Genomic DNA, 26098 nt, shown 5'->3' on the forward strand with positions numbered 1-26098 from the left:
GGGTCCCGGGCCCGCCCGCGACCATCACCGTCCACAGTGGAGTGATGGTGGGGCCCGGCCCGCGGGTGCTGCCCAACCGAGTCGAGAGGTGGTCCTCCCCTTGGGCGACAAACACACGGTGCGTTTCGAGCCGGTCGGCATCGAGATCGAGGTCGACGAGGACCAGACGATCCTGCGCGCCGCGGCCGAGAACGGCGTCCAGCTCATGCACGGCTGCAAGGAAGGCCAGTGCGCGGCCTGCAAGTCCTTCGTCCTCGAGGGCGAGGACATCGAGCTCGACAGCTATTCGACCTTCGCCCTGCCGGACTACGAGAAGGAGGACGGGCAGACGCTGCTGTGCCGGGCGCACGCCTACGAGGACCTCGTGATCGAACTCCTCAACTACGACGAGGAGATCATCCGCAGCGGCCTCCCGCTGCGCCGGGGCACGGTCGAGGTGGTGTCCAACGAGGCCGTCACGCACGACATGCGGCACCTCGTCGTCAAGCTCGTCGAGCCGGCGGAGATCAAGTTCTTCCCGGGCCAGTACATGGACTTCGTCGTCCCCGGCACCGAGGAGACGCGGTCCTTCTCGATGGCGAACACCCCCAACCGCGAGGGGCTCTTCGAGTTCGTCATCAAGGTCTACCCGGGCGGCCTGTTCTCCGAGCACCTGGCGGAGAAGCTGCAGGTCGGCGACCGGTTGGAGGTGGAGGCCCCGTTCGGGACCTTCACCCTGCGCGAGGCGCGGACCTCCGATCTGATCTTCGTGGGCGGCGGGGCCGGCATGGCCCCGGTGCTCGGCCTGCTGCGGTCCATGGCCGAACGCGGGGTCGACCGCAAGGCGACCTTCTACTACGGCGCCCGCACCGCCCGCGACCTGTGCTTCGAGCCCGAGCTCCACGGGCTCGCCGAGAAGCTCCCGAACTTCCGCTACGTGCCCGCCCTGTCCGAGCCGGCGGAGGGCGAGCCGTGGGAGGGCCACACCGGTCTCATCACCGAGGTGGTCAAGACGTTGGAGACGAACCTGGAAGGAGCAGATGCCTACGTCTGCGGTCCGCCGCCCATGGTCGACGCGGCGATCGCGACGCTGACCGCACTGGGCGTGCGCGAGCAGAACATCTTCTACGACAAGTTCACCACGACCGGTGAGCAGGAAGGCCAGGACGGGCAGTGACCACCACAGAGAGCAATCCCTCCGCCCCGACCGAACGCAGCGTCCCGAAGCCCGTGTTCACGGACGCCGAGGCGGGCGCGAAGGAATTCCCCGACTCGAGCCCCGCCGCACGGCGCTACAACTACTTCAAGCCGGCGAAGCGCAAGCAGACCCACTACGAGGACGTGACGGTCGAGGTCCAGCCCGACCCGCGGCACTACCTCACCCAGGGCTGGATCTACGGCTTCGCCAACGGCGAGGGCGGCTACCCGCTGCACTGGACCAAGCTCAAGGCCTGGGGTGTGGACAACCCCGAGCCCCAGCGCGGGCCCGGCACGGGCGGCATGCCCGTCAAGGAGTGGCCGGCGCACGGCTGGCACGAGTTCCGCGACCCGAACGAGGAGTGGGAGCAGAGCCTCTACCGGTACAACGCCAACGTCGTCCGCCAGCTCACCCAGAACGTCGACAACGCCCGCAACAGCAAGGCGTTCGACCTGTGGACGCCGAACTGGATCCGCTTCGTCGAGCGCAACGTCGGCGCCTGGATGCACATCGAGCACATCCTCGGCCTCTACGTCTTCGCCGCGAACGAGCGGTCGGCGCCGACGAACATGCACAACACCGCGTTGGCGGCCAACAGCACGCGCAAGATCCGGTTCGCGCAGGACCTCGCGCTCTACAACCTGACGCTCACCGAGGAGATCGACGGCTTCGACGGCTCGGCCCACCTCGAGGCCTGGAACTCCGACTCGGAGTGGCAGGGTGCGCGCAAGGTCTGCGAGGCCCTGACGGCGGTGCAGGACGACTGGGGCGAGGCCGTCTTCGCCGCGAACGTCGTGTTCGAGCCGCTCATCGGTGAGCTCTTCCGGAGCAACCTGGTCATGCAGTCGGCTGCCGGGAACGGCGACTTCGTCACCCCGACGGTCATGGGTGCGGGCGAGTTCGACTACGCCCAGCGCGACCTGCGCTGGACGATCGCCTGCTTCGCACCGCTCACCCAGGACCGGGAGTTCGCCGACCACAACAAGGGCCTCATGCAGGGCTGGCTCTCCCACTGGGTGCCGCAGGCGCTCGAGGCCGCCCGCACCATGCAGCCGATGTGGTCACAGCCCGACGCCAAGCCCCCGAGGTTCGAGGACAGCCTCGACAAGGCCAAGAACCGCTTCGCCGGGATCTGCCGCGATCTCGGCCTGGAGACCCCCGAGGAGCTGAAGCAGTGACCGCCTTCAAGACCTCCGAGAGCCCCTTCAAGTCGGACAACTCCGCCTCGAACATGTGCGGGTTCACGCTGATGAACAACCAGATCGGCGCGATCATGGCGAACGTCCTCGACCGGCAGGAGAACGTCACCGTCCAGCACCTGCCCTCCATGATCCGTGTCGACGGGAAGGGCAGCTTCGAGGTCAACTACGCCGAGATGGACGAGGAGGCCGGCGAGGAGGAGGGCTGGTTCGACGCCGCCGAGTTCGAGGAGAACATGTCCACGCACTACGGCCGCATGGTCCACCTCGACGACAAGACGATCATGTTCGCCAACCCCGAGGACGCGGCCGAGTACATCGACTTCGACCTGAAGCCGATCCAGCAGTAGGACCGCCGCTCCTCACGCACCCGCCGGTGGCGGCGGTCGCGGCAGAGCCTCGCGCTCGCCCGCGCCGCCGCCACCGACGGACCGTTGATCCGCACCCGCGCCGCAGACCAACGCAGTTCTGATACTCCGGGAGGACCCCGATCATGGCCAAGGAACTCCGATTCGGCGAAGAGGGCCGCCGCCTGTTGCAGGCCGGCGTCGACCAGCTCGCCGAGGCCGTCAAGAGCACGCTCGGGCCCAAGGGCCGCAACGTCATCCTGGAGAAGATCACGGGTTCGCCCGAGGTCACGAACGACGGCGTCACCATCGCCCGCGAGATCCACCTGCGCGACCCGTTCGAGAACATGGGCGCCCAGCTGGTCAAGGAAGCCGCCGTCCAGACCAACGACACGGTCGGCGACGGCACCACCACCGCCACCGTGCTCGCCCAGGCGATCGTCCGCCAGGGCATGAAGGCCATCGCCAACGGCGGCAACCCCGTGCTGGTCAAGCGCGGGATCGACCTCGCCGTCCGCGCGCTCGTCGAGCACCTGCAGACCGTGTCGCACCCCGTCTCGACGGAGGACGACTACGCCCGCGTCGCCTCCATCTCCGCGAACGACGACGAGTCCATCGGCCGCGTCGTGGCCAAGGCCCTGCACACCGTCGGGGACGACGGCGTGGTCACCGTCGAGGACGCGCCGTTCCCGAGCATCTCGGTCGACTTCGTGGAGGACTTCCAGTTCGACAACGGCTACGTCACGCCGTACATGGTGACGAACCCCGGCACGCTCGAGGCGATCGTCGACGACCCCTACATCCTCTTCTCCGCGGAGAAGATCAAGGACGTCCAGTCCCTGATGCCGGTGCTGGACGCGATCATGCGCGGCGAGCGCCGGCCGCTCGTCGTGGTCGCCGAGACGGTCGAGGGCACCGCGCTGCAGATGCTGGTGCACAACCACGTCAACGGGAACTTCCAGGCCGTCGCGATCAAGGCGCCCGGCTTCGGCGAGAAGCGCATCCACCTGCTGGAGGACATGGCGGCGCTGTGCGGCGGGAAGGTGCACAGCAAGAGCTCGTCCTTCTCCCTCGACCAGATCCGCACCGAGCACCTCGGCCGGGCCTCGCAGGTCATCGTGACCAGCGAGAGCACGACGATCATCGGCGGCAAGGGCGACCGGTCGGCGCTGGAGACCCGGCTGGCGCAGCTGCGCGCCGAGCTGGCCCGGGCGACCATCGGCACGGACGAGGACTTCTTCTCCGAGCGCATCGCCCGGCTGTCCGGCAAGGCCGCGATCATCCGCGTCGGCGCCGCGACCAACGCCGAGGCCAAGGAGATCCGGCACCGCGTCGACGACTCGCTCCAGGCGACCCGCGCGGCCGTGGCGGAGGGCATCGTCGCCGGCGGCGGCGCGGCGCTGCTGCACGCCGAGCCGGTGCTGGACGAGCTGGACGTGTCCGGGGACTACGAGATCGGCGTCTCGATCGTGCGGGCGGCGCTCACGGAGCCGGCCCACCTGATCGCGACCAACGCGGGCTACGACGGCGACGACGTCGTCAAGCAGATGACCGCGCTGGACGTCGACTCCGGCTTCGACGCCCTGGAGGGCCGCTTCGGGAACATGGTCGAGATGGGCATCATCGACCCGCTGCGGGTGGTGCGCTCCGCGCTGCAGGCGGGTGCGTCGGTGGCCGGCCTGGTGCTCACCACGAACTCGCTGGTGGCCGAGGAGGTCACGCCCTGGAACAAGGCGCTGATGACCGAGTTCGGCCAGCTCGACGAGGGCATCCCGCAGCCCAGCCCGGACTCGTCCACGCCGCAGTCCCTGGGCCTCGGCCCGTCCGTGGGCTGACCCGGACGACCGCATCGGGGAACCCTGATGCGCGACAGCGACGGGCTGGAGCGCATCACGGTTCCCTGACGCGGACGAGCCGGGCTGAATCGCATCATGGTTCCCTGACGCGACGGGAGAGGCGCGGTGTACGAGGTCGGCGGGGAGCGCTACGTCGTCGTCGACGCCCACGTGCACGCGTGGGACGGCAGCCCGCACAACCAGGCGGGCCCGGCGGGCGAGCAGTTCGTCGCCGACCTCCACCACCGGCACCGCGTCCTCGACCGCACGCCGCGGCCGATCCCGTTCGACGAGTTCGCCGCGGTCGGCGAGCGCTCCCTGGTCACCGACCTGCTGGGCCGGGGGCACGTGGACCGGGCGGTGCTGCAGCCGCTCGGGCTGGGGTCGCTGTTCGTCCTCGGGTTCGCGCCCTCGGCCTGGTCCGCCGAGCTCGCGGAGGGGCTCGCCGGCCGGTTCGCCGTGACCGGCGAGCTCGACCCTGCCGACGAGGGCGGCCGCCGCGGCATCGCCGCCCGGGTGCGCCGGGAGGACCTGCGCGGGCTGTCCCTGACCTCCGGGACCCGCCCCGAGGTCCGCCTCGGACTCGACGACCCGGCCCTGCGCCGGGCGCTGGGGCGGGCCGAGCAGGCGGGCGCCGCCGTGGTGCACCTGGGGGTCGGGGCGGTCGCGCACCCGGCCGCCGGGGCCCCCGTCTGGAGCCACGGCGGCGTCCCGGACCGGCCCACCGGCTCCGGGCGGATCCGCGCACGCTGGCCGAGCTGGGCCGAACCGGTGCGTTCCGGGTCGGCCCTGCCCGTCCGGGAGCGCGACACCCGGCCGGCACCGGCCGGGCGCATCGACCCCGGGCAGGTCCGGGCGCTGGTCGCCGCGCTGCCGCGGGTGCGGTTCGTGCTGGGCGCGGGCTGGCTGCCGACGCCGGTGCTGACCCGGCTGGCCCAGCTGCCCGGGGTGCACGTGCTGCTCACCGACGTCCTCGCCGGACTGCGGACGCATCCGCGGGAGGCGGGGGAGGCGCTCGACGCGCTGCTGGCCGCGTTCGGCCCCGAGCGGCTGCTGTTCGGCAGCGGCTACCCGCTCGTACGGCCGGAGCGGCTCGTCGGGGAGACGGCCGCGGCCCTGCTGGCGCGCGGGCTCGGGCCCTCCGCGGTGCAGGCCGTGCTGGGGGCCAACGCGGCCCGGCTCTACCGGCTGCCGGTCCCGGAGGCGCTCGTCGCGCGGGACTCGGTCGCCCGCGCCCGCTGACGGCCCGGCACGTCGGGGAAGAGCCCCTCGACACAGGCGGACGGCCCGGAGCCCTGCCGGACCCCGGGCCGTCGTGCGGCGGTTCTCGGCCGGTCGTCAGCCGGCCGACCGGCCCTCGCCCGCGGCCAGCGCGGGCTCCCGTTCCGGCACGTAGTTGTCGGTGCCCGGGATGCGGGTCGGGTGGGAGATGTCGAGGCCGGCCGTCTCGGGCATCTTGACCAGCGGCACGATGGCCACGGCGGCGGAGAGCATCAGGTAGAAGGCCGGGATGTAGGTGTTGCCGGTGGCCGCGATCAGGCTCTCGTTGATCAGCGGTGCCGTGCCGCCGAAGGCCGCGGTCGAGGTGGCGTAGCCGATCGAGAAGCCGCCGTACCGGTTCCGCGTCGGGAACATGGCCGGCAGCGCCGAGCCGATCACACCGAGCATCATGACCAGCTGCAGGCCGAGGATCGCGATGCCGATCGTGACGGGCAGCCAGCTCTTCAGGCTGATCAGCCAGAACGCCGGGATCGCGAGCACCAGCGTGCTGATCGCCGAGCCGAGCAGCAGCGGCTTGCGGCCGATCCGGTCCGACAGCCGCCCGATCGGGGTGATGATCACCATCATGATCAGCATGACGCCGATGAGCACGAACAGCGCCTCGGTCTCGTCGATGTCGATCGTGTCGGTCAGATAGCTCGGCATGTACGTCAGCAGCGTGTAGTTGGCGACGTTGAGCAGCATGACGAAGCCGACGAGGTGCAGGATCTGCGGCCAGACGTTCCGGCAGACCTCGCGGAAGGGCGCCGAGGTGGTGGTGTGGTCCTGCTCGGCGGCGCGGAAGGCCGGGGTGTCCTCGAGCTTGGACCGCAGGTAGAAACCGACCAGGCCGAGCGGGCCGGCGACGAGGAACGGGATGCGCCAGCCCCAGCTGTTGAGGGCCTGCTCGGACAGGCCCAGCTGCACGGCGGTGGCCAGGATGGCGCCCAGCACGGTGCCGGCGAGGGTGCCGAACTCGAGGAACGACCCGAAGAAGCCCCGCCGCTTGTACGGCGCGTACTCGGCGATGAAGGTCGCGGCGCCGCCGTACTCGCCGCCGGTGGAGAAGCCCTGCACCAGTCGGAAGGTCAGCAGCAGGATCGGCGCGGCCAGACCGATGACGTTGAAGCTCGGGAGCAGGCCGATGAGGAAGGTCGCGCCCGCCATCAGCACGATCGTCACGGCCAGCACCTGGCGGCGGCCGTAGCGGTCCCCGAGCGGGCCCAGGATGATCCCGCCCAGCGGCCGGAGCACGAACGGGATCGCGATGCCGGCGAACACGAAGATCGACTGGGCGGTGGGGCTGAACTCGGGGAAGAAGTTCAACCCGATCTGTGTGGTCAGGTAGGCGTAGACGGCGTAGTCGAACCATTCGACGCCGTTCCCGATGGCCGCCCCGGCCACCGCCTTCTTCACGGTCGCCGGGTCGGCCTCCTGGACCTCGTGCCGGTTCCCGTGACCGTGCGCGTTGGATTCGCTCATCACGTCCCCCGTCTCGGTTGTCGGACCACGCTAGGTGAGCCCCGCGCTTCCCGCAGGGCGTGGCCGCCGGACGACCACCGCGTAAACCCGCTCTCCGGGGCCGGTGTCGAGGGATTTCGCCCGTCCTGAGAGGCCGGTCACGGGGCGACGCGGGGTCACGCCGGGTGAGGCGTGCACCACCGTCCGAGGGTCCGGAAGCCCCGGGTGGGGCCGGTCCACACGTACGTCCAACACGCTCGTCCGTCCGCGGTCGAGAGACGGACGCGGGTGTAACCCGGGCCCTCGTAGCGGTCGAGCCGGGGCAGCAGGGCGGCCGGGTCCCGCAGCGGGACGACGTGCCCGGGCACGCCGGGCCCGGGGTCGCGGAGCATGGCCGGGTGGCCGAGGCCGGTGTCGAGCAGCGTCCCGGGAACCGTGGCCGGCTCGGCGGGACCGGCGGCGGCGCCGGCGAGCAGGGGCCAGGCGCGCTCGCCGGGCTGGAGGGTGCCGTAGACGAACAGCCGAGCGGGCCAGGCGTCCGGGTCCGGCGCCCCGGCGAGGGTGGTCGCGTCCAGCCCGTCCGACGGCGCCCGCTCGCCGTGCAGCGCCCGGGCCGCGGTCTGCGGCAGGTCGGTGCAGCGGATCATCTCGCCGTCGACCAGCAGCGGCCGGCGGATGCCGGCCCGCCCGACGTACGCCAGGACGTCGTCGAGCAGGGTCCCGTCCTCGGTGCGCACCTCGCCGGTGTGCACGCGGGCCAGGCGGTAGCGGCCGGAGGCGCGGCCCTCGCAGCGGTCGAGCACCGCGACCTGCTCCGGGGTCGCGAACCACACGGAGTGCTCCTCGACCAGGCCCGGGGCGGCGGCCAGCACCGCCGGCCGCTGGTCGTCGACCACGCGCCGGCCGTGCGCCCACACGGCGGTCAGCCCGGTCGTCCGGGCCCTGAGGACGACGACGGGGCCAGCCAGCCCCAGCTCGCGGCGCAACCAGCCGATCTTGGCCGGGTTGCGGTTGGAGCCGTAGGTGAGCAGCGGGACGCGCGCGGCCAGCGGCGGTGCCTCCCGGTCGGCGAGCCAGGCGTCGAGGTCGGGGCCGTGCCCGGGACCGTGCTCCGGACCGCAGACGCGCCAGGAGGAGCGGGCGGACGGATCGGCGTCCAGCGCGAGCCCGCCGCCCTCGACGTGCACGAACGAGCGGTCCGGCACGACCCCCGGGTACGGCGCGTCGGGATACGCGGCGTCGGGGAAGTCGAGGGACATCCCCCGCAGTATGGATCCACAACGCGTTCCGCGGGCGGCTGCGGCCGCAGGAGGGATCCATGACGCGTTCCCGGGGGCGGCTCCGGCCGCAGTGGGGATCCCCTGCGCGCTCGGCAGGGCTCCCGAGGTGCGTCAGGGGGCCAGGGCGCGCTGCCGGCGGGTGCGGAGGAGGCGGGCGACCGCGCCGCGGGGCGAGGCGATCAGCGCCACGACGAAGCAGCCCGTGCACACCAGCCCCATCGCCCCGGCGATCGAGCTGTCGAAGGTGAGCGCGAGGACGTGTCCCGCCACCGCGCCCACCCACCCCACGGCGACGGCCACGGCCACCATCGCGGCCAGGCTGCGGGTCACGAGGAAGGCCGTCGCGGCGGGGACGATCAGCATCGTGACGACCAGGATCGCGCCCACGGCCTCGAAGGCCGAGACCGCGGTGATCGCCACCGCGACCAGCAGCAGCCGCGAGAGCAGCCGCGGCCGCAGCCCGGTGACCGCGCCGAAGTGCGGGTCGAAGGTCGTGGCCCGCAGCTCCTTCCACAGCGCCGTGACCAACACGAGGTCGAGCAGCACGACCCCGGCGAGGACCACGCCGGACCGCGCCAGGGCGACGCCGCCGATGGTCACGACGTCGAACGGGGTGAACGCGATCTCGCCGTAGATCGTGGAGTCCAGGTCGAGGTGGATGTCCGAGGCGTAGCGGGTGATCCCGAGGACGCCGAGCGAGAACAGCGCGGGGAAGACGAGCGCGATCGCCGCGTCCGAGGCCACCAGCCCGGTGGCGCGCACGGCGTCGATCCCGAGCACGCAGAGCACGGCGAACGCGGCGGCGCCCGCGACCACCGGCACCGGCGCCCGGGTCTCCGCGATGAGCCACACGGCCACGATCCCCGGCAGCACCGCGTGGCTGACGGCGTCGGCGAGCAGGGCCATCCGGCGCAGCACCAGGAACGGGCCGAGCAGCCCGCAGGCCGTCGCGGTCAGGCCCGCGACCAGCACGATCGTGAGGTCGTCGGCCGTCACCGGACGCCCCCGTCCAGCCCGGCGCGCTCCCGCAGCTCGGCGAGCGCCTCCGGGTCGAGGGTGCCGACGAGGTCGAGGGGGTCGGGCTCGCGGGCGTCCCGCAGCCTGATCTGCGGGCCGTGGTCGAGCCAGGCCCGCCAGAGCGCCAGGTGCTCCGCGACCTCGGCCCGCGCGGCCTCGCCGGCGCCGGTCAGCGTGCCCTCCGCGGTGAGCAGCCCGGCCGACACCAGCCGCCGGCGGGTCCGCGGGTCGGCGGAGGCCGGGTCCTGCAGGGCGGTGGCGCGGCGGGCGGCGCGGCGGCGCCGTCCGAGCCGCAGCCGCCGGGAAAGCACCCCGCGACCCGGGGCCAGGACCACCGCGAGCAGCGCGACGACCACCCCCACCAGCACGACGACGGGCCCGGTCGGCAGCTGCCCGCGCGTGGCGAGCAGCGCCCCCGTCACGCCGACGACCGCGCCCACCACCCCGGCCAGCACGAGCACCCGTGGGAAGCGGTCGGCCAGCTGCCGTGCGGTCACCGTCGGGACGGCGAGCATGGCGACCATGAGGATCGCGCCGACCAGCCGCACCCCGATCACCACGGCCGCGACGAGGAAGCCCGTGACCGCGATCTCCATCGCCCGCGTCGGCAGCCCGATCACGGCCGCGTAGGCCCGGTCGAACAGCGTGGCGGCGAGCGCGCGGCGCAGCAGCACGACCGCGGCCACGCCGACGGCGCCGACCGCGGCCATCACGGCGACGTCGCGTTCGAGCAGGCCCGCGGCCTGCCCGAACAGGAAGCTCTCCAGGCCGGCCTGCTGGGCGTTGCCGCCCGCGGTGATGTGGGTGAGCAGCACGATGCCGAGCGAGAAGAAGCCGGACAGCACCACGCCGATCGCGGTGTCCGGCCGCAGCCGGGACCGTTCGACGGCCACCATGAGCAGGGCCGCGACCAGCCCCGCGACCGCCGCGCCCGCGAGCAGCCCGGCGACCTCCTTGGTGCCGAGCACGAGGAAGGCCACGCAGACCCCGGGCAGCGTGGAGTGCGCGATCGCGTCGCCGACCAGCGAGCGGCCGCGGAGCACCGCGAACGAACCCAGGACCCCGCTCGTCACGCCGAGGACCAGCGCGCCCGCGACGACGACGGTGTCGGTGTAGGGCAGGCCCAGCAGCGCGCCCAGGGAGTCCAGGCTCAGCCGGTCCACACCGGCGTCCCCTCGGGCAGGCCGGCCCCGTAGGCGCGCCGCACGGCCTCCTCGGTGAGCACCTCCGCCGTCGGCCCGCAGCCCAGCGCGCGGACGTTGAGCAGCAGCACCCAGTCGAAGGCGCTACGGACCTGCGCGAGGTCGTGGTGCACGACGACGGTGGAGCCGCCCTCGTCGGACAGCGTGCGGAGCAGCTCGAGCAGGTCGGCCTGGGTGCGGGCGTCGACGCCCGCGAACGGCTCGTCCATCACCAGCACCTCCGCCCGCTGGGCCAGGGCGCGGGCGAGGAACACGCGCTGCCGCTGGCCGCCGGAGAGCTGGCCGATCTGCCGCCGGGCGAGCGGCGCCATGCCCACCCGGTCCAGGCACTCCTCGGCGATCCGCCGGTCGCCGCGGCCGATCCGGCGGAACCAGCCGGCCGCCCGGTAGCGGCCCATCGCAACGACCTCGGCCACGGTGATCGGGAAGTCCCAGTCCACGGACTCCGCCTGCGGGACGTACGCGAGGTTCTCCAGCGCCGCCCGGCCCTGCACGCCGGCGATCCGCACGGTGCCGGAGTCCGCCGGCACCAGCCCGAGAGCGGCCTTGAGCAGGGTGGACTTGCCCGCACCGTTCGGGCCGACGATCGCCGACAGGGCTCCCCGAGGGAAGCTCGCGTCGACCTGCCAGAGCGCGGGTGCCGCCCGGTAGGACACGGTCAGCGCGGAGATCTCCAGAGCGTGCATGCTCACCCTTCCCGGCCCGGCGCCCCGAGGGCGCTCGCGATCAGCTCGGCGTTCGTGCGGACCATGCCCGGGTAGGTCCCCTCGGGCGTCCCGGGCTCCCCGGCGGAGTCGGTGTACAGCTCCCCGCCGATGTGCGCCCCGAACCCCCGCTCGGCGGTCGCGGCGAGCAGCGCGTCGACCGTCCGGCGCGGGACCGAGGTCTCGATGAAGGCGGCGGGGACCCGGCGGGAGGCGAGCAGCTCGGCCACGCGCTCCACGTCGGCCGTCGTGGCCTCGGCGGCCGTGGAGATGCCCTGGATCGCGGCGACCTCGATGCCGTACCGGCGGCCGAAGTAGGCGAAGGCGTCGTGCGAGGTCACGAGCAGCCGCTGGGCCGGCGGGATCGCGGCGATCCGGGCGCGGACCTCCGTGTCGAGCGCGCTCAGCTCGGCCAGGTAGGAGTCGAGGTTGACCCGGTAGACGTCCGCGTGCTGCGGGTCGAGCGTGGCCAGCCGGTCGGCGATCGTGCGGGCGCAGTCCTCCCACAGCGCGACGTCGAACCAGACGTGCGGGTCCGGCTCGGGCGAGCCGGGGTGGGTCAGCAGCGCGGCGCGTGGGATCCCGTCGGTGACGGCGGCGGTGGGCTGTCGCGCGGCCAGGTCGGCCAGCAGGTCGCCCATCTTCCCCTCCAGGCCCAGCCCGCCGTAGAGGATCAGGTCGGCGTCCCGCAGCGAGCGGACGTCCCGCGCGCTCGCCTTGAACAGGTGCGGATCCACGCCGGGCCCCATCAGCCCCGTGACCTGCACCCGGTCGCCGCCGATCCGGCGCACCGCGTCGGTGATCATCGTGGTCGTGGTGGTGACCCGGACCTGCCGCGCGGCCACCGGCTCCCGGTCCGCGGTCACACTCCGGGCGGCGCAGCCACCGAGCAGGAGGACGCACAGGACGAGCAGAGGTATCGCCCGCCACCTGCGCCGATCCGTCATGTAGACCCGCCTACACCATCGATGGAGATCACTCTAAGGGCTCGGCGAGCATAGGGTGCGGTGACGGCCCGTGCCGTCTCGTTCTGAGAAGGTTCACGCGTGTGCTCCACCACCGGTCCCCGGGACCTGCCGCCGACGATCACCTGGGAGCGCGACCGGATCGTGCTGCTCGACCAGACCCGGCTGCCCGAGGTGCACCGGGTGGAGATCCGGGAGGTCGACGGGCTGGTCGACGCCATCCGGCGGCTCGTCGTGCGCGGGGCGCCCGCGCTGGGGGTCGCAGGGGCGTACGGGGTGGCGCTCGCCGCGCGCAGCGGGGGCGATCTGGCGGCCGACGCCGAGCGCATCGCCTCGGCCCGGCCCACCGCCGTGAACCTGCGGCGGGGCGTGGAGCGGGCGCTCGCGGCCCCCGATCCCCTGGCCGCGGCGCACGCCTTCCGGGACGAGGACGTCGCCGCCTGCCGGGCGATCGGCGCGCGCGGCGCCGCCCTGCTGGAGGAGCTGTGCGGGGAGCGCCCGCTGCGGCTGCACACGCACTGCAACGCGGGGGCGCTGGCCTGCGTGGAGTGGGGGACGGCGCTCGGGGTCGTGCGGTCGCTGCACGCCTCGGGCCGGGTGGAGCTGGTGGTCGCCGACGAGACGCGCCCGCTGCTGCAGGGCGCGCGGATCACCGCCGTCGAGCTGCAGGCGCTCGGCGTGCCGCACCGGGTCGTCGTCGACGGCGCGGCCGCGTCGGTGATCGCCCGCGGGCTGGTCGACGCCGTGGTGGTCGGGGCGGACCGGATCGCCGCGAACGGCGACGTCGCCAACAAGATCGGGACCTATCCCCTGGCCCTCGCGGCGGCGCGGGCCGGGATCCCGTTCGTCGTCGCGGCGCCGGAGACCACCGTCGACCCGGCGACCCCGGACGGGGCCGCCGTCGAGATCGAGGAGCGGGACCCGGGGGAGGTCGTGGCCGGGGCCGACGCCTGGAACCCGGCCTTCGACGTCACGCCGGCGGAGCTGGTCACGGCGATCGTGACCGACACCCGCACCTGGCGACCCTGAGGCCCCCGGTGAGGACCGCCGCCTTCCGGCTGATGCTGGTCGTGACCGTGCTCGGCTTCGGCGGGCACGCGCTGCTGCTGCCGGTGCTGCCGCTGTGGGTCAGCCGTGGCGGCGCGGGCGAGTTCGGCGCCGGGACGACGACCGGGGTGCTGATGGCCACCACCGTCGCCACCCAGCTCGCGGTGCCGGCCCTGCTCCGGCGGCTCGGCTACCGGGTGGTGCTCTGTGCCGGGCTGGTGCTGCTGGGAGCGCCGGCGCCGTTCCTGCTGCTCACCGCGGAGCTCGGGCCGGTGCTCCTGGTCTGCGCGATCCGCGGGATCGGCTTCGGCCTGCTCACCGTGGCCGGGAGCGCGCTGGTGGCCGAGCTGGTGCCGCCCGCCGAGCACGGGCGGGCGTCGGCGCGGTACGGGTACGCGATCGGGATCCCCCAGCTGATCCTGCTGCCCCTCGGGGTGGCGACCGTCGACCTGCTCGGGTTCCCGGGCGTGTTCCTCGCCGCCGGGATCGCGCCGCTGCTCGGGGCGGCGGCCACGCCCTTCCTGCGGGCCGCGCGCCCGCTGCCCGCGCGGCCGCGGGGCGACGACCCCGCGGAGCTCGGCGCCGCCGTCGTCCGGGGGTGGTGTGGGGGCACGGGGCCGATGGTGGCGATGCTCGCCTGCTCGCTGGCGCAGGGCGGGCTGGTCACCTTCCTGCCGCTGGCCGCGCCGGCCGCGACCGCCGTCGCCCCCGTCGCGCTGTTCGCGGTCGCCCTCGGCGGCGTCGTCGGGCGCGGTCTCGCGGGCGGGCTGGTCGACCGGCGCGGGCCCGGCCGGCTGCTGCTGCCGGGCACGCTGCTCGCGGCGGCGGGGATGGGTCTGGAGGTGCTGGCGGTCGGGGGCGCGCCCTGGCTGCTCGTCGTCGGCGGGCTCGCGGTGGGCGCCGGCTTCGGGTTCGTCCAGAACGACTCGCTGGTCTCGCTGTTCGCCGTCGCCGGGCCGGCCCGCTACGGGGCCGCGAGCGCGGCGTGGAACATCGGGTTCGACGCCGGCACGGGCGCCGGGTCGAGCGGCCTCGGCGCCATCGCCGAGCCCTTCGGCTTCCGCGCCGCCTTCGGCGCCGCCGCCCTCCTGCTCCTCGCCGTGCTGCCCCTCACCCGCCGCCCCAGGACCTGACCGCCCCAGGACCTGACCGCCCCAGGACCTGACCGCCCAGAACCTGGCTGCCGCAGAAGCCCGAACGGCACTCTCGCTCACCGGGAACGAGCGACAGTGCCGTTCGTGCCTCTCAAGGGGTCAGTGGCCCCGGGCGATCCACTCCTCGAGGTGCGGGGCCTCGGAGCCGATGGTGGTGGAGTCGCCGTGCCCGGTCCGGACGGTGGTGTCGCCGGGCAGGGGCAGCAGGGTGCCGCGGATCGAGTCGATGATCGTGTCGAAGCTCGAGTACGAGCGCCCGGTGGCCCCGGGCCCGCCGTTGAACAGGGTGTCGCCGGTGAACACCGTGGTCAGCTCGGGCGCGTAGAGGCAGGTCGAGCCGGGGGAGTGCCCCGGGGTGACCAGCGCGCGGAGCTCGATCCCACCGGCCTTGATCACCTGGCCGTCGGCGATCTCCCGGTCCGGGGTGCGGTTGGGGTGGGTCATCTCCCACAGCGGCGCCTCGGCCGGGTTGAGCAGGATCGGCGCGTTGAACGTGTCGGCCAGCCGCGGGGCCTGGTTGACGTGGTCGTCGTGGGCGTGCGTGCACACCACCGCCACCACGCGGCGTCCGGCGATGATCGCGCCGATGGCCTCCGGGTCGTGCGCGGCGTCGATCACGACGACCTCGTTCTCGTCGCCGACCACCCAGACGTTGTTGTCCACCTCCCACGTGCCCCCGTCCAGGGAGAACGTGCCGTGCGTGACGACGTGGTCGATCGGGCCCTTGTGCAGGCCCTCCGGCGCGGTCATCAGAGGACCACCACCGAGCGCAGCACGTCGCCGTGGTGCATCTTCTCGAAGGCGGTCTCGATGTCGTCCAGCCCGATCTCCTCGCTGACGAACTTGTCCAGCGGCAGCCGGCCCTGCAGGTGCAGGTCGACCAGCATCGGGAAGTCCCGGGAGGGCAGGCAGTCGCCGTACCAGGAGGACTTGAGCGAACCGCCGCGGCCGAAGTACTCGATCAGCGGGATCTCCGGCGCCTTCAGGTCCGGGGTCGGCACCCCCACCAGCACCACGGTGCCGGCCAGGTCGCGGGCGAAGAAGGCCTGCTTCCAGGTCTCCGGGCGGCCGACCGCGTCGACCACGACGTCCGCGCCGAAGCCGTCCGTGGCCTCCTTGATGGCCTCGACGGCGTCCGTCGACCTGGCGTTGACGGTGTGGGTGGCGCCGAAGCCCTTGGCCCACTCCAGCTTCCGGTCGTCGGTGTCCACGGCGATGATCGTGGTCGCGCCGGCCAGGGTGGCCCCGGCGATGGCCGCGTCGCCCACGCCGCCGCAGCCGATGACCGCGATGGAGTCGCCGCGGCCCACGCCGCCGGTGTTGATGGCCGCGCCGATGCCGGCCATGACCCCACAGCCCAGCAGGCCGGCCACCTGCGGCGTCACCGCCGGGTTGACCTTGGTGCACTGGCCGGCCGCGACGAGGGTCTTCTCCACGAACGCGCCGATGCCCAGCGCCGGCGACAGCTCCTGGCCGCTCGTCAGCGTCATCTTCTGCTTCGCGTTGTGCGTGTTGAAGCAGTACCAGGGCTTGCCCTTGCGACACGCCCGGCACTCGCCGCACACCGCGCGCCAGTTCAGGATCACGAAATCGCCCGGGGCGACCTCGGTCACGCCCTCACCGACCGACTCCACGACCCCTGCGGCCTCGTGCCCGAGCAGGAACGGGAACTCGTCGTTGATCCCGCCCTCCCGGTAGTGCAGGTCGGTGTGGCAGACCCCGCACGCCTGGATCTGCACGACCGCCTCGCCGGGACCCGGGTCCGGGACCACGATCGTCTCGACGGAGACCGGCTTGCCCTTCTCGAGGGAGACGACCCCACGGACCTCTTGCGCCATGCTTCTCACTCCTGTGTCGGTCCACGCCGCGCCGGATGCGCGCATCGTGACCCTTTCATGCGTCGCGCGCGTGCCGCCCCGGCATCCCTCGCCCCGGAGGCCCCCGTGGGCCGGGCCCGCTCAGCCTGCGAGGTCGAGCGCGCGCAGCCAGATGCCGTTCTTCGTCTGCACCATGTCCAGCCCGCGGGGGTCGGTGCACGCACCCTTCGGCCGGTGCGCGTCGAAGAGCCTCGCGTCGTCGAACACCGCACCGCAACCCCCGAATCGGCGGCAGCAGTGCGCGCGGTCCGCCCCGACCCACGACGAGCCGCAACAGGTCACCCGGATCAGGTCGGTGGACGCCACGGCCGCGAGGGTACGTGCCGGCACCGACAGAATCCGTCGCGGTGATCACCACCGTGTCGCGCGCAACCCGGAACACCCACGGGCCCGCGCTCCGGCCGATCCGTGCACGGGAGGGGGAACCGCGCATCCGGGGTAGCGTGCCCGCATGACGCGGACGGCCGCCGACCTGCTCCCGCCGGACCCGCCGCTGGGCACCGCGCTCGGCGTCGTGGCCGGGTCGGGCCGCCCCGGGCCCTCCCGGATCGTGGCGCCCGCCGGCACGGCCTACATCGACGTCGGGACGCTGGCCGCCGCCCAGGACGGCCCGCACCCCGGCCTCCTCGCCGAGCCCACGCTCGACGGCCTGCTCGCGGCCGGGCGACCCGCCTGGCGCGAGGTCCGCGAGTGGCTGGCCTCGTGGCTGGGCGATCCCGAGCGGCTGGCGCCGTACGCCCTGCCGCACGCCGGCGTCGTCCCGGTGCTGCCCTTCACCGTGGCCGACTACGTCGACTTCTTCGCCTGCGAGCAGCACGCGGCCAACGCGGCCGCCATCGCCAAGCCGGGCGCGGGGGTCCCCCCGAACTGGAAGCACCTCCCGGTCGGGTACCACGGCCGCGCCGGCACGGTGTACGTCAGCGGCAGTCCCGTCGTCCGGCCCGTGGGCCAGCGCGGTCCCGGCGACCTGGGCCCGACGAGGGCGCTGGACTTCGAGGCCGAGCTGGGCCTCGTGCTCGGCGGCACGACCACCGGGCCGGTGGCGCTGGAGGAGGCGCTCGACCACGTCTTCGGCGTGGTCCTGCTCAACGACTGGTCGGCGCGCGACATCCAGTCCTGGGAGTCCCGCCCGCTCGGCCCGCTGCTGGGCAAGTCCTTCGCCACCTCCGTCTCCGCCTGGGTCACCCCGCTCGACGAGCTGGCCGGGGCCTGGACCGAGCCGCCCGCCCGGGACCCGCAGCCGTTGCCGTACCTGCTGGGCAAGGCCGACCGCGGCCTCGACGTGACCTTCGAGGTGCGGCTCAACGGCGAGCGGATCTCGACCCCGCCGGGCGGGGACCTGTACTGGACGCCGGCCCAGCTCGTCACGCACCTGACCACGAACGGCGCCCCGATCCGGCCCGGCGACCTGCTCGGCTCCGGCACCGTGTCCGGGCCCCGCCGCGACCAGCGCGGCTGCCTGCTCGAGCTGACCTGGGGCGGCCGCGACGAGTTCGCCCTGTCGGACGGCACGACCCGGCACTACCTCCACGACGGCGACGAGGTCTCGATCGTCGCCAGCGCCCCGCGCCCGGACGGCGGCCGGTTCTCCCTCGGTGAGGTGCGCGGCACCGTCCTCCCCGCGTACTGACGCGGCTCCCCCGACGGGCGCAACGGGTAACGACACGCGGCGTATCAGCGAGCGTGTGGTGACGGTCATACCGACGGCCGGGATCACCCGGTCGCGCCCACGAGGACGGAGACCGGAGATGCCGGACTTCAAGAGCTCGCACGACAAGAGCCACCACGGCGACAAGCACCACGACAAGCACGAGCACCACGACAAGCACGACAAGCACGACGAGCACGACGAGCACCACGACCACGACTGGAAGCACGACGACCAGGACTGGAAGCACGACGACCAGGACTGGAAGCACGACGAGCACGACTGGAAGCACGACGACCACGACTGGAAGAACCGCGACCACGAGGACCACGGGCACCAGCACCACGAGCACTCCGGGCACGACCACGGCGGCGGCGTGGTCCACTGACCCCGCCACCGACGGCGCACGGGGCGCGGGTCNCACGACTGGAAGCACGACGACCACGACTGGAAGAACCGCGACCACGAGGACCACGGGCACCAGCACCACGAGCACTCCGGGCACGACCACGGCGGCGGCGTGGTCCACTGACCCCGCCACCGACGGCGCACGGGGCGCGGGTCTCCCGCGCCGCCGACGGCCGGGACGCCCACGCGCCCCGGCCGTCACGCACGTTCCCCGCGGGCCCTGCGCGGCCCGTTCCCGCCCCAGGAGGAGCCCGGTCGTGGCCACGCCGGAACCCGCCCGCAACCCCGTCGACGAGGCGCTCGACCTGCTCGGCGCCACCCTCGCCGGCGCGGAGGCCAACGACCGCGAGGACCTGGCCCGCCGACTGCGCGCGGCCCGCGACGAGCTGACGAGCGCCACGACCGCCGGGCGCCGGGTCGCCGCGATGCGCCGGGCCTCCCAGGAGCTCCTCCGGGCCCTCGACTCGCTCCGCTCCGACCTGCGCTACCGGCGCGCCGCGCTGTCCGACCCCGCCCGCGCCGCCCGGCTGCGCGCCGAGCTGGGCGCGCTGCGCACGCGCTCCGCGCGGCTGCGCGGCGTGTCGCGGGAGTGGTCGCAGATCCTCGGCGACGGCTTCGCCGGCCTGACCTCGGACGTCGAGTTCTCCCTGCGCACCCGCACGCGGGCGGTGGTCGTGGACACCGAGCGGGACATCGGCGAGCACGACCCGGGCAAGGAGCGGGCCGAGATCATGGGGCGGTTCCGCGGGCGGCTGGCCGCCGAGGCCGATCGGCTCCGCGTGGAGCTGGACTACGGCGTCCGGGTCGTCGCGGACCGGCTGACCGAGGGCACGGAGCTGACCGAGCGGCTCCCGATGCCGGCGATCCCGGTCCCGCCGGGCGCGGAGACCGTGGCCGCGATCGAGGAGCCGCCCGCGGGCGACGCGGGGCGGACCCCGATCCCCGCTCGCCTGCTCACCGTGGTCATGCCCTCGTACGGCGGGATCATGATGGCCTTCGTGCTCACCCGCTTCCTCGGCGTCGCCGTGCCGGTGTGGATGCTGGTCACCGGCGCGTGCCTGGGCGCGATCGGGCTCGGCGGCGCCGCGCTGAGCGGGGAGCGCAAGCGCGGCCTCGACCGTCGGCGGGCGGAGGTGCGCACCGCGGTGCGGAGCATGGTCGACGAGTTCCAGCTGACCGTCGGCAAGCAGGTCCGGGACGCCGCGCGCTCGGCCAACGCCGAGCTGCGCCGCGCGGTCACGGCCGCGCTCACCCGCCGGGACGACGAGCTCGACGCGCGCCTCGGGGCGGCGCTCTCCGCCGTCGAGGGGCTGGAGAAGGTGGCAGCGGACCTGAAGGACATCGACGAGGACCTGGCGACGATCGACGGGCTGCGCCGCCGCGCCGGCACCCTCATGCCGCACTTCCCGGGCTGACCACGGCCTCGACGACCGCGCGGAACACCGCGTCGTGCCGTCCGTGCCTCGGTCGGACCCTCGGCGTCGGCGGCGGGCTGACCACGAGCCGAGGGGCCGGCCCGGTGCCGTCAGGTGGGGCGGACCCGGGTCGAGGCCCGCACGACCAGCTCGGGGGCGAACACCACCTGGCGGTGCTCGTGGTCCGGGCCGCCGCGGGACTCCTCGAGCAGCAGCTCGGTGGCGGTCCGGCCGAGCAGGTGCCGGGGCTGGCTGACCGAGGTCAGCGGGACGGCCGCGGCCTCGGCGAACTCGATGTCGTCGTAGCCGACGATCGCGAGGTCGTCGGGCACCCGCAGGCCGTGCCGGACCATCTGCTGGAGCAGGCCGAGCGCGAGCAGGTCGTTGGCGCAGAAGGCCGCGGTGGGGCGGCGGGCGGCGGGCAGGCCGAGCAGGCGTTCCCCGGCGCGCCGGCCCTCGGCGACGTTGAGCGCCGCGGTCTCCAGCACGGTCGGCGGCGCGGCGCCCGCCCGCTCGAGCGCCCTGCGGGCACCGGCGAGGCGGTCGGTGACCTGGCCGATCGACATCGGCCCGCCGACGTAGGCGATCCGCCGGTGCCCGGTGTCGAGCAGGTGGGTGACCGCGAGATCGCCGCCGAGCTCGTCGTCGACCGTGGCCGAGCAGCGGTTCGGCCCCGCGCCCCGGTCGACCACCACCACCGGCGTGCCGCGGCGGGGGAGGAGGTCGAGCAGGGGGTCCTGCGGGTCGATCGGGGTGACCAGCACGCCCTCCACCCGCTGCTGTTCGAGCAGCTCCAGGTAGGCGGTCTGGCGACCGGCGTCCTCGTCGCTGTTGCAGAGGTAGACCGCCAGGCCGGCGGCGTCGGCCGCGTCCTGCACGCCCCGGGCGACGTCGGCGAAGAACGGGTTGGCCGCGTCGAGCACCACGTAGGCGAGCGTGCGGCTGCGGCCGGACCGCAGCTGGCGGGCGGACTCGTTGCGCACGAAGCCGAGCGCGTCGATGGCGGCGTGCACCCGCGCCCGGGTGCGCTCGCTGACCTGGGCGGGCCGGTTGAGCACGTTGGACACGGTGCCGAGGGAGACGCCGGCGGCCGCCGCCACGTCCTTCATGCTCGGGGCCCCGTTGGGTCCGGACACCGCGCCCTCCCGACCGCGCTCTGAAACGTCACAGGAACCCGTGCCCCACCGCGTGGTCGCGCTGGCCCCCGCCGCGTTCACCGTACGGCATCACGCCTCGGTCACGGGCGCGAACTCGCCCTTGACGGTGCCGTCGAGGGCACCCTACTGTCGCCCGCACCACGTTATGAAACCTTTCATAGCGCCTTTCACCAACGAGGCTGGAGGAGGATCCATGGCTGTTCCTGACAGCCGGGACCCGGAGCGGCCGCTGCTGCACGTGCGCTCCGTCGCGAAGTCCTTCGGGGCCGTCGCGGCGGTCCGGGACGTCTCGTTCCCGCTCCACGCGGGCGAGGTGCACGCGCTGGTCGGCGAGAACGGCGCCGGCAAGTCCACGATCGTGAAGATGCTGGCCGGGGTGCACCGTCCCGACGCCGGCACGCTCGAGCTGGACGGGGAGCCGGTCGCGCTGGACTCGCCCGCCGATGCGCTGGCCGCCGGCATCGCGGTGATCTACCAGGAGCCCACGCTCTTCCCCGACCTGTCCGTCGCGGAGAACATCGCGATGGGCCGCCAGCCGCTGAAGTCCCTGCGGCGCATCGACCGGGCCGCGGTCAACGCCCGGGCCGAGGCCCTCTTCGCCCGGCTCGGCGTGCCGATCGACCCGGAGCGCCCGGCGCGCGGGCTGTCCATCGCCGACCAGCAGATCGTCGAGATCGCCAAGGCCATCTCGCGCGACGCCCGGGTCATCGTGATGGACGAGCCGACGGCCGCGCTGACCGGCGTCGAGGTCGAGCGGCTGTTCACCGTGGCCCGCGGCCTCCAGGCCGACGGCGCCGCCCTGCTGTTCATCTCGCACCGCTTCGAGGAGATCACGGCGCTGTGCCAGCGCGTGACGATCATGCGGGACGGGACGCACGTCTCGACCGACCCGATCGCCGACCTGACCGTCGACGAGATGGTCAGACGGATGGTCGGCCGGCCGCTGGAGCAGCTGTTCGCGCACCGGGACACCACCCCGGGCGAGGTCGTGCTGAGTGTCGAGGGCCTCGGCCGCGCCGGCGTGTTCACCGACGTCGGCTTCGAGGTCCGGGCCGGTGAGGTGGTGGCGCTGGCGGGGCTGGTGGGCGCGGGCCGCTCCGAGGTCGTGCAGGCGGTGTTCGGGGTCGACCCGCGCGACACCGGCGAGGTCCGGGTCCACGGCCGGCGGCTGAAGCCGCACTCGCCCACGGCGGCGATGCGGGCCGGGATCGCGCTGGTGCCCGAGGACCGCCGCCAGCAGGGGCTCGTGCTCGAGGCCTCGATCGCCCGGAACGTCGCGTCCACCCGGCTGCGGGCGCTGTCCCGGTTCGGCCTGCTCACCGGCGGTGCCGAGCGGCGGCTGGCGGCGGACTGGACGGCCCGGCTGCGCACGAAGTACGAGCGGCTGACCGATCCGGTCGGGCGGCTGTCCGGCGGCAACCAGCAGAAGGTCGTGCTGGCGAAGTGGCTGTCCACCAGCCCCTCGGTGCTGATCGTCGACGAGCCCACCCGCGGCATCGACGTCGGCACCAAGGCCGAGGTGCACCGACTGCTCGCCGAGCTGGCCGCGGAAGGGGTGGCGGTGGTGATGGTGTCCTCGGAGCTGCCCGAGGTGCTGGGGATGGCCGACCGGGTCCTGGTGATGCGGGAGGGGCGGCTGGTCGCCGAGATCCCGCGCGCCGAGGCGACCGAGGAGACGGTGATGCGGGCGGCGACCGGCGCGGGGGTGGCGGCATGACGCTGCTGTCGGAGAACGGGGCCCCGGCCACGGACCGGCCCGCCGCGGACCGGGCCGCCCGCTCCCGCACGCGGACGCTGCTGCGGGCCCGCGAGCTGGGCATCGTGCTCGCCCTGGTCGCGCTCGTCGCCGTGACCGCCGTGGCGAACCCGCGCTTCCTGTCCGGGCAGAGCGTCCGGGACCTGCTGCTGGGCGCGTCGATCATGGTGGTGCTCGCCGTCGGCCAGGCGGTCGTGGTGATCACCCGCAACATCGACCTGTCCGTCGGCTCGGTGCTCGGGCTCTCCGCGTTCGCGGTGGGCACCCTGCTGCAGGCCGCGCCGGGCACGCCGGTGGTCGTCGCGCTGCTCGTCGGGATCGGCTTCGGCGCCGGCTGCGGCCTGGTCAACGGGGCGCTGGTCCGGTTCGGCAACGTACCCGCGCTGGTGGTCACGCTCGGCACCCTGTACATCTTCCGCGGCGTCGGCTTCTTCTGGGCCGGCGGCCAGCAGATCAACGCCGACGAGCTGCCGGGCCACTTCCTGGCCTTCGGCACCGCGTCGGTCCTCGGCGTGCCGTGGCTGATCCTCATCGGGCTGGTGGTGCTGGTCGCCGCCGGGATCGTGCTGCGCAGCTACCGGTCCGGGCGCGAGCTCTACGCGATGGGCTCCAACCCCGAGGCGGCCCGGCTGGCGGGCATCCCGACCGGCCGGCGCGCGCTGGCGGCGTTCGTGGTCAGCGGGGCCGCCGCCGGGCTGGCGGGCGTGTTGTTCGCGGCCCGGTTCGGCACGATCGACGCCGCCGCGGGCACCGGCTACGAGCTCGACGTCGTCGCCGCCGTCGTGGTCGGCGGGGTGGCGGTGTTCGGCGGCAGCGGCACCGTCTGGGGCGCGGCCCTGGGCGCGCTGCTGCTCACCACGATCGGCAGCGCGCTGCCGGTCCTGGGCATCGACCAGTTCTGGCAGCAGGCGATCGTGGGCGCGCTGATCCTGCTGGCCATCGGCATCGACCGGCTGCTCGCCCTGCGGGTGGCCGCCGTGCTGCGCCGCGACGCCGCGCGCAGCCGGACGGGAGGCACCTCGTGAAGCACGGCGCTCGCGACCTGTTCGGCCGGCTCACCGGCTGGGACGCGGCCGTCATCGGCCTCCTCGTCCTCTTCCTGGTGGTCGCCTCGCTGGTGGTGGACAACTTCGGGACCGGGCGCAACGTCTCGTTCCTGGTCCTCGACCTGGCCCCGATCGCGCTGATCGCGCTGCCGATGACCTTCATCGTGGCCACCGGCGAGATCGACCTCTCCGTCGCCAGCACGCTCGGCCTGTCCAGCGCGCTCATGGGCGCGATGTGGGAGGGCGGGCTGCCGATCGAGACGATCATCCCGGTGTGCCTGGTGGTCGGCGCCGTGCTCGGCGCCGTCAACGGCACCTTCGTGACGATCTTCGGGCTGCCCTCGCTGGCCGTCACGATCGGCACGCTGGCGCTCTACCGCGGGCTCGCGTTCGTGGTCCTCGGCGACCGCGCGGTCGCCCAGTTCCCCGCCGCGTACACCAGCTGGGTCACCGGCACGATCCCCGGCACCCCGATCCCGAACCTGCTGATCCCGCTGGTGGTCCTCGGCCTGGTGTTCGGCGTGGTCCTGCACGCCACGCCGACGGGCCGGCGGGTCTTCGCGACGGGGGCCAACGCGGAGGCGGCCCGGTTCGCCGGGACCCGCGTGACCACCCTGAAGTTCTGGCTCTACGTCGTGTCCGGTGCGGTGTGCGCGCTGGCCGGCGTGCTGTGGACGCTGCGCTACTCCTCGGCCCGCGCCGACAACGGCGCCGGCCTGGAGCTCGCCGTCGTCGCGGCGGTGCTGCTCGGCGGCGTCTCCATCTTCGGCGGCACCGGGACGCTCTGGGGCGTCCTCGCCGGCGTCGCCCTCCTGGCCTCGCTGCAGAACGCCCTGCGCCTGGCCGACGTCACCAACGAGGCGCTCTCCGTGGTCACCGGCGTGCTGCTGGTGGTCTCGGTGCTCGCGCCGAACGTCGTCGCGCGGATCCGCGCGGCGACCCGGCGGGCCGGCCCACCCTCCGCGGCACCGCCGCCCGCCCCGCAGACCCCTCCGTCACCGATGCCGGTCGCCCGGTCCTCCTGAGAGGAAGCACTCCATGTCCCTGCGCAGATTCGCGCCCGTCGCCCTCGGGCTCGTCCTGGCCGTGGGTCTCACGGCCTGCGGCGGCACGACGAAGGACTCGGCCGCCTCGGGCTCGGGCTCCACGGGCGGCTCCGCGGTCGCCGACCCGAACGCGGCGATGAAGGAGGGCGTCAAGATGGCCTTCCTGCCCAAGCAGCTCAACAACCCCTACAGCGACATCGAGGTCGGCGGCGGGCAGAACGCGCTGACCGAGCTCAAGGGCGAGTACAAGCTGGTCGGGCCGAACGACGCCAGCGCCTCCTCGCAGGTCAGCTACATCAACACGCTGATCCAGCAGCAGCAGGACGTCATCGGGATCGCCGCGAACGACGCCAACGCCGTCTGCCCCTCGCTGCAGCAGGCCCGGCAGGCCGGGATCAAGGTCGTCTCCTTCGACTCCGACGCGGCGAAGGAGTGCCGCGACGTGTTCGTCAACCAGGCGACCACCGAGGGCATCGGCCGGAAGCTGGTCGAGATGACCCGCAACCTGACCGGCGGCCAGGGCGAGATCGCCATCCTGTCGGCCACCCCGAACGCCACCAACCAGAACGCCTGGATCGCGGTCGTCGACGAGGAGCTCAAGAAGCCGGAGAACGCCGGCCTGAAGCTCGTCGCCACCGTGTACGGCAACGACGACGACCAGAAGTCCTTCCAGGAGGCCCAGGGCCTGCTGCAGACCTACCCGAACCTCAAGGCGATCGTCTCGCCGACCACCGTCGGCATCGCCGCGACCGCGCGGTACGTCAGCAGCTCCAGCTACAAGGGCAAGGTCGCGGTGACCGGGCTCGGGACGCCGAACCAGATGCGCGAGTACGTCAAGGACGGCACCGTCAGCCAGTTCGCGCTGTGGAACCCGGCCGACATCGGCTACCTCGCCGGGTACGCCGGCGTCGCCCTGTCCTCCGGCAAGATCACCGGCAAGGAGGGCGAGACCTTCTCCGCCGGCAAGCTCGGCGACTACACCATCGGCGCCGGCGGCGAGATCGTCCTCGGCCCGCCGACGGTGTTCGACTCCGCCAACATCGACCAGTTCGACTTCTGACGTGCCCGGCCGGGGCGGGCCCGTCGCCCGCCCCGGC

The 26098-nt window shown here is 73.8% G+C and carries 24 protein-coding genes; 14 read left to right on the forward strand and 10 right to left on the reverse strand.

The genetic code is table 11. From position 1 onward, the window contains the following. Positions 1-100 precede the first annotated feature (100 nt). From ACFQH9_RS10165 to ACFQH9_RS10185, 5 genes are all read left to right on the forward strand, one after another. Positions 101-1156, forward strand: a complete 1056-nt coding sequence (locus tag ACFQH9_RS10165; RefSeq protein ID WP_379565695.1) for an NADH:ubiquinone reductase (Na(+)-transporting) subunit F — start codon at positions 101-103, stop codon at positions 1154-1156. Continuing rightward, positions 1153-2355 carry a ferritin family protein gene (locus tag ACFQH9_RS10170; RefSeq protein WP_379565696.1) on the forward strand — a complete coding sequence of 401 codons (1203 nt, stop codon included), beginning with the start codon at positions 1153-1155 and terminating at the stop codon, positions 2353-2355. Before ACFQH9_RS10165 ends, ACFQH9_RS10170 begins: the two co-directional genes overlap by 4 nt. After that, the gene (gene mimD / locus ACFQH9_RS10175; RefSeq protein WP_379565697.1) at positions 2352-2726 is read left to right on the forward strand and encodes a propane 2-monooxygenase effector subunit MimD; all 375 of its coding nucleotides are present in this window, start codon (positions 2352-2354) and stop codon (positions 2724-2726) included. Before ACFQH9_RS10170 ends, mimD begins: the two co-directional genes overlap by 4 nt. A 143-nt stretch (positions 2727-2869) precedes the next feature. Continuing rightward, positions 2870-4558: a chaperonin GroEL gene (gene groL / locus ACFQH9_RS10180; RefSeq protein WP_379565698.1), complete on the forward strand. Its 1689-nt coding sequence runs from the start codon at positions 2870-2872 to the stop codon at positions 4556-4558. A 126-nt stretch (positions 4559-4684) separates the two neighbouring features. Next, on the forward strand, positions 4685-5800 hold the full coding sequence (locus ACFQH9_RS10185) for an amidohydrolase family protein (RefSeq protein WP_379565699.1): 1116 nt from the start codon (positions 4685-4687) through the stop codon (positions 5798-5800). 96 nt (positions 5801-5896) lie between these two features. On the opposite strand, the gene ACFQH9_RS10190 is transcribed toward ACFQH9_RS10185, so the two are convergent. From ACFQH9_RS10190 to ACFQH9_RS10215, 6 genes are all read right to left on the reverse strand, one after another. After that, on the reverse strand, positions 5897-7300 hold the full coding sequence (locus tag ACFQH9_RS10190) for an MFS transporter (protein ID WP_379565700.1): 1404 nt from the start codon (positions 7298-7300) through the stop codon (positions 5897-5899). Positions 7301-7455: 155 nt separating this feature from the next. Further along, positions 7456-8538 carry a gamma-glutamylcyclotransferase gene (locus ACFQH9_RS10195; RefSeq protein ID WP_379565701.1) on the reverse strand — a complete coding sequence of 361 codons (1083 nt, stop codon included), beginning with the start codon at positions 8536-8538 and terminating at the stop codon, positions 7456-7458. A 132-nt stretch (positions 8539-8670) separates the two neighbouring features. Next, positions 8671-9555, reverse strand: coding sequence for a metal ABC transporter permease (locus ACFQH9_RS10200; protein ID WP_379565702.1), 885 nt, complete (start codon positions 9553-9555; stop codon positions 8671-8673). After that, entirely contained in the window at positions 9552-10739 is a 1188-nt protein-coding gene (locus ACFQH9_RS10205) for an iron chelate uptake ABC transporter family permease subunit (protein WP_379565703.1), read from the reverse strand. Before ACFQH9_RS10205 ends, ACFQH9_RS10200 begins: the two co-directional genes overlap by 4 nt. Continuing rightward, positions 10727-11464, reverse strand: a complete 738-nt coding sequence (locus ACFQH9_RS10210) for a metal ABC transporter ATP-binding protein (RefSeq protein ID WP_379565704.1) — start codon at positions 11462-11464, stop codon at positions 10727-10729. The genes ACFQH9_RS10205 and ACFQH9_RS10210 overlap by 13 nt, the downstream gene beginning before the upstream one ends. Positions 11465-11466: 2 nt before the next feature. Beyond that, entirely contained in the window at positions 11467-12429 is a 963-nt protein-coding gene (locus tag ACFQH9_RS10215) for a metal ABC transporter solute-binding protein, Zn/Mn family (protein ID WP_379565705.1), read from the reverse strand. A 126-nt stretch (positions 12430-12555) separates the two neighbouring features. On the opposite strand from ACFQH9_RS10215, the gene mtnA reads away from it, so the two are divergent. Further along, on the forward strand, positions 12556-13476 hold the full coding sequence (gene mtnA / locus ACFQH9_RS10220) for an S-methyl-5-thioribose-1-phosphate isomerase (protein ID WP_379565806.1): 921 nt from the start codon (positions 12556-12558) through the stop codon (positions 13474-13476). Between the two features lie 8 nt (positions 13477-13484). Further along, entirely contained in the window at positions 13485-14627 is a 1143-nt protein-coding gene (locus ACFQH9_RS10225; RefSeq protein WP_379565706.1) for an MFS transporter, read from the forward strand. Positions 14628-14747: 120 nt separating this feature from the next. Here the strand turns inward: ACFQH9_RS10225 and ACFQH9_RS10230 are convergent, their stop codons facing one another. From ACFQH9_RS10230 to ACFQH9_RS10240, 3 genes are all read right to left on the reverse strand, one after another. After that, positions 14748-15398 carry an MBL fold metallo-hydrolase gene (locus tag ACFQH9_RS10230; RefSeq protein ID WP_379565707.1) on the reverse strand — a complete coding sequence of 217 codons (651 nt, stop codon included), beginning with the start codon at positions 15396-15398 and terminating at the stop codon, positions 14748-14750. Then, complete coding sequence (locus ACFQH9_RS10235; RefSeq protein ID WP_379565708.1) at positions 15398-16486, reverse strand: S-(hydroxymethyl)mycothiol dehydrogenase; 1089 nt, start codon at positions 16484-16486, stop codon at positions 15398-15400. The genes ACFQH9_RS10230 and ACFQH9_RS10235 overlap by 1 nt, the downstream gene beginning before the upstream one ends. Before the next feature lie 120 nt (positions 16487-16606). After that, entirely contained in the window at positions 16607-16831 is a 225-nt protein-coding gene (locus ACFQH9_RS10240) for an FDXHR family putative zinc-binding protein (protein ID WP_379565709.1), read from the reverse strand. 145 nt (positions 16832-16976) lie between these two features. Here ACFQH9_RS10240 and ACFQH9_RS10245 point away from each other — a divergent pair, with 145 nt between their 5' ends. The 3 genes from ACFQH9_RS10245 to ACFQH9_RS10255 all read left to right on the forward strand — a co-directional run bounded on the left by ACFQH9_RS10245 (position 16977) and on the right by ACFQH9_RS10255 (position 19996). Next, the gene (locus ACFQH9_RS10245) at positions 16977-18155 is read left to right on the forward strand and encodes a fumarylacetoacetate hydrolase family protein (protein ID WP_379565710.1); all 1179 of its coding nucleotides are present in this window, start codon (positions 16977-16979) and stop codon (positions 18153-18155) included. Between the two features lie 118 nt (positions 18156-18273). Then, positions 18274-18561 carry a hypothetical protein gene (locus tag ACFQH9_RS10250; protein ID WP_379565711.1) on the forward strand — a complete coding sequence of 96 codons (288 nt, stop codon included), beginning with the start codon at positions 18274-18276 and terminating at the stop codon, positions 18559-18561. A 277-nt stretch (positions 18562-18838) separates the two neighbouring features. Beyond that, positions 18839-19996, forward strand: a complete 1158-nt coding sequence (locus ACFQH9_RS10255; protein ID WP_379565712.1) for a coiled-coil domain-containing protein — start codon at positions 18839-18841, stop codon at positions 19994-19996. A 110-nt stretch (positions 19997-20106) separates the two neighbouring features. On the opposite strand, the gene ACFQH9_RS10260 is transcribed toward ACFQH9_RS10255, so the two are convergent. Beyond that, positions 20107-21105: a LacI family DNA-binding transcriptional regulator gene (locus tag ACFQH9_RS10260; RefSeq protein ID WP_379565807.1), complete on the reverse strand. Its 999-nt coding sequence runs from the start codon at positions 21103-21105 to the stop codon at positions 20107-20109. Positions 21106-21346: 241 nt separating this feature from the next. Here ACFQH9_RS10260 and ACFQH9_RS10265 point away from each other — a divergent pair, with 241 nt between their 5' ends. From ACFQH9_RS10265 to rhaS, 4 genes are read left to right on the forward strand one after another with little or no spacing between them, the layout of a single operon-like run. Continuing rightward, complete coding sequence (locus ACFQH9_RS10265) at positions 21347-22870, forward strand: sugar ABC transporter ATP-binding protein (RefSeq protein WP_379565713.1); 1524 nt, start codon at positions 21347-21349, stop codon at positions 22868-22870. After that, positions 22867-23934: an ABC transporter permease gene (locus ACFQH9_RS10270; protein WP_379565714.1), complete on the forward strand. Its 1068-nt coding sequence runs from the start codon at positions 22867-22869 to the stop codon at positions 23932-23934. Before ACFQH9_RS10265 ends, ACFQH9_RS10270 begins: the two co-directional genes overlap by 4 nt. Then, entirely contained in the window at positions 23931-24980 is a 1050-nt protein-coding gene (locus ACFQH9_RS10275) for an ABC transporter permease (protein ID WP_379565715.1), read from the forward strand. Before ACFQH9_RS10270 ends, ACFQH9_RS10275 begins: the two co-directional genes overlap by 4 nt. 13 nt (positions 24981-24993) lie before the next feature. After that, positions 24994-26061, forward strand: coding sequence for a rhamnose ABC transporter substrate-binding protein (gene rhaS, locus ACFQH9_RS10280; protein WP_379565716.1), 1068 nt, complete (start codon positions 24994-24996; stop codon positions 26059-26061). Positions 26062-26098 lie beyond the last annotated feature (37 nt).

This window comes from Pseudonocardia lutea (assembly GCF_042658055.1).
Classification (GTDB): domain Bacteria; phylum Actinomycetota; class Actinomycetes; order Mycobacteriales; family Pseudonocardiaceae; genus Pseudonocardia; species Pseudonocardia lutea.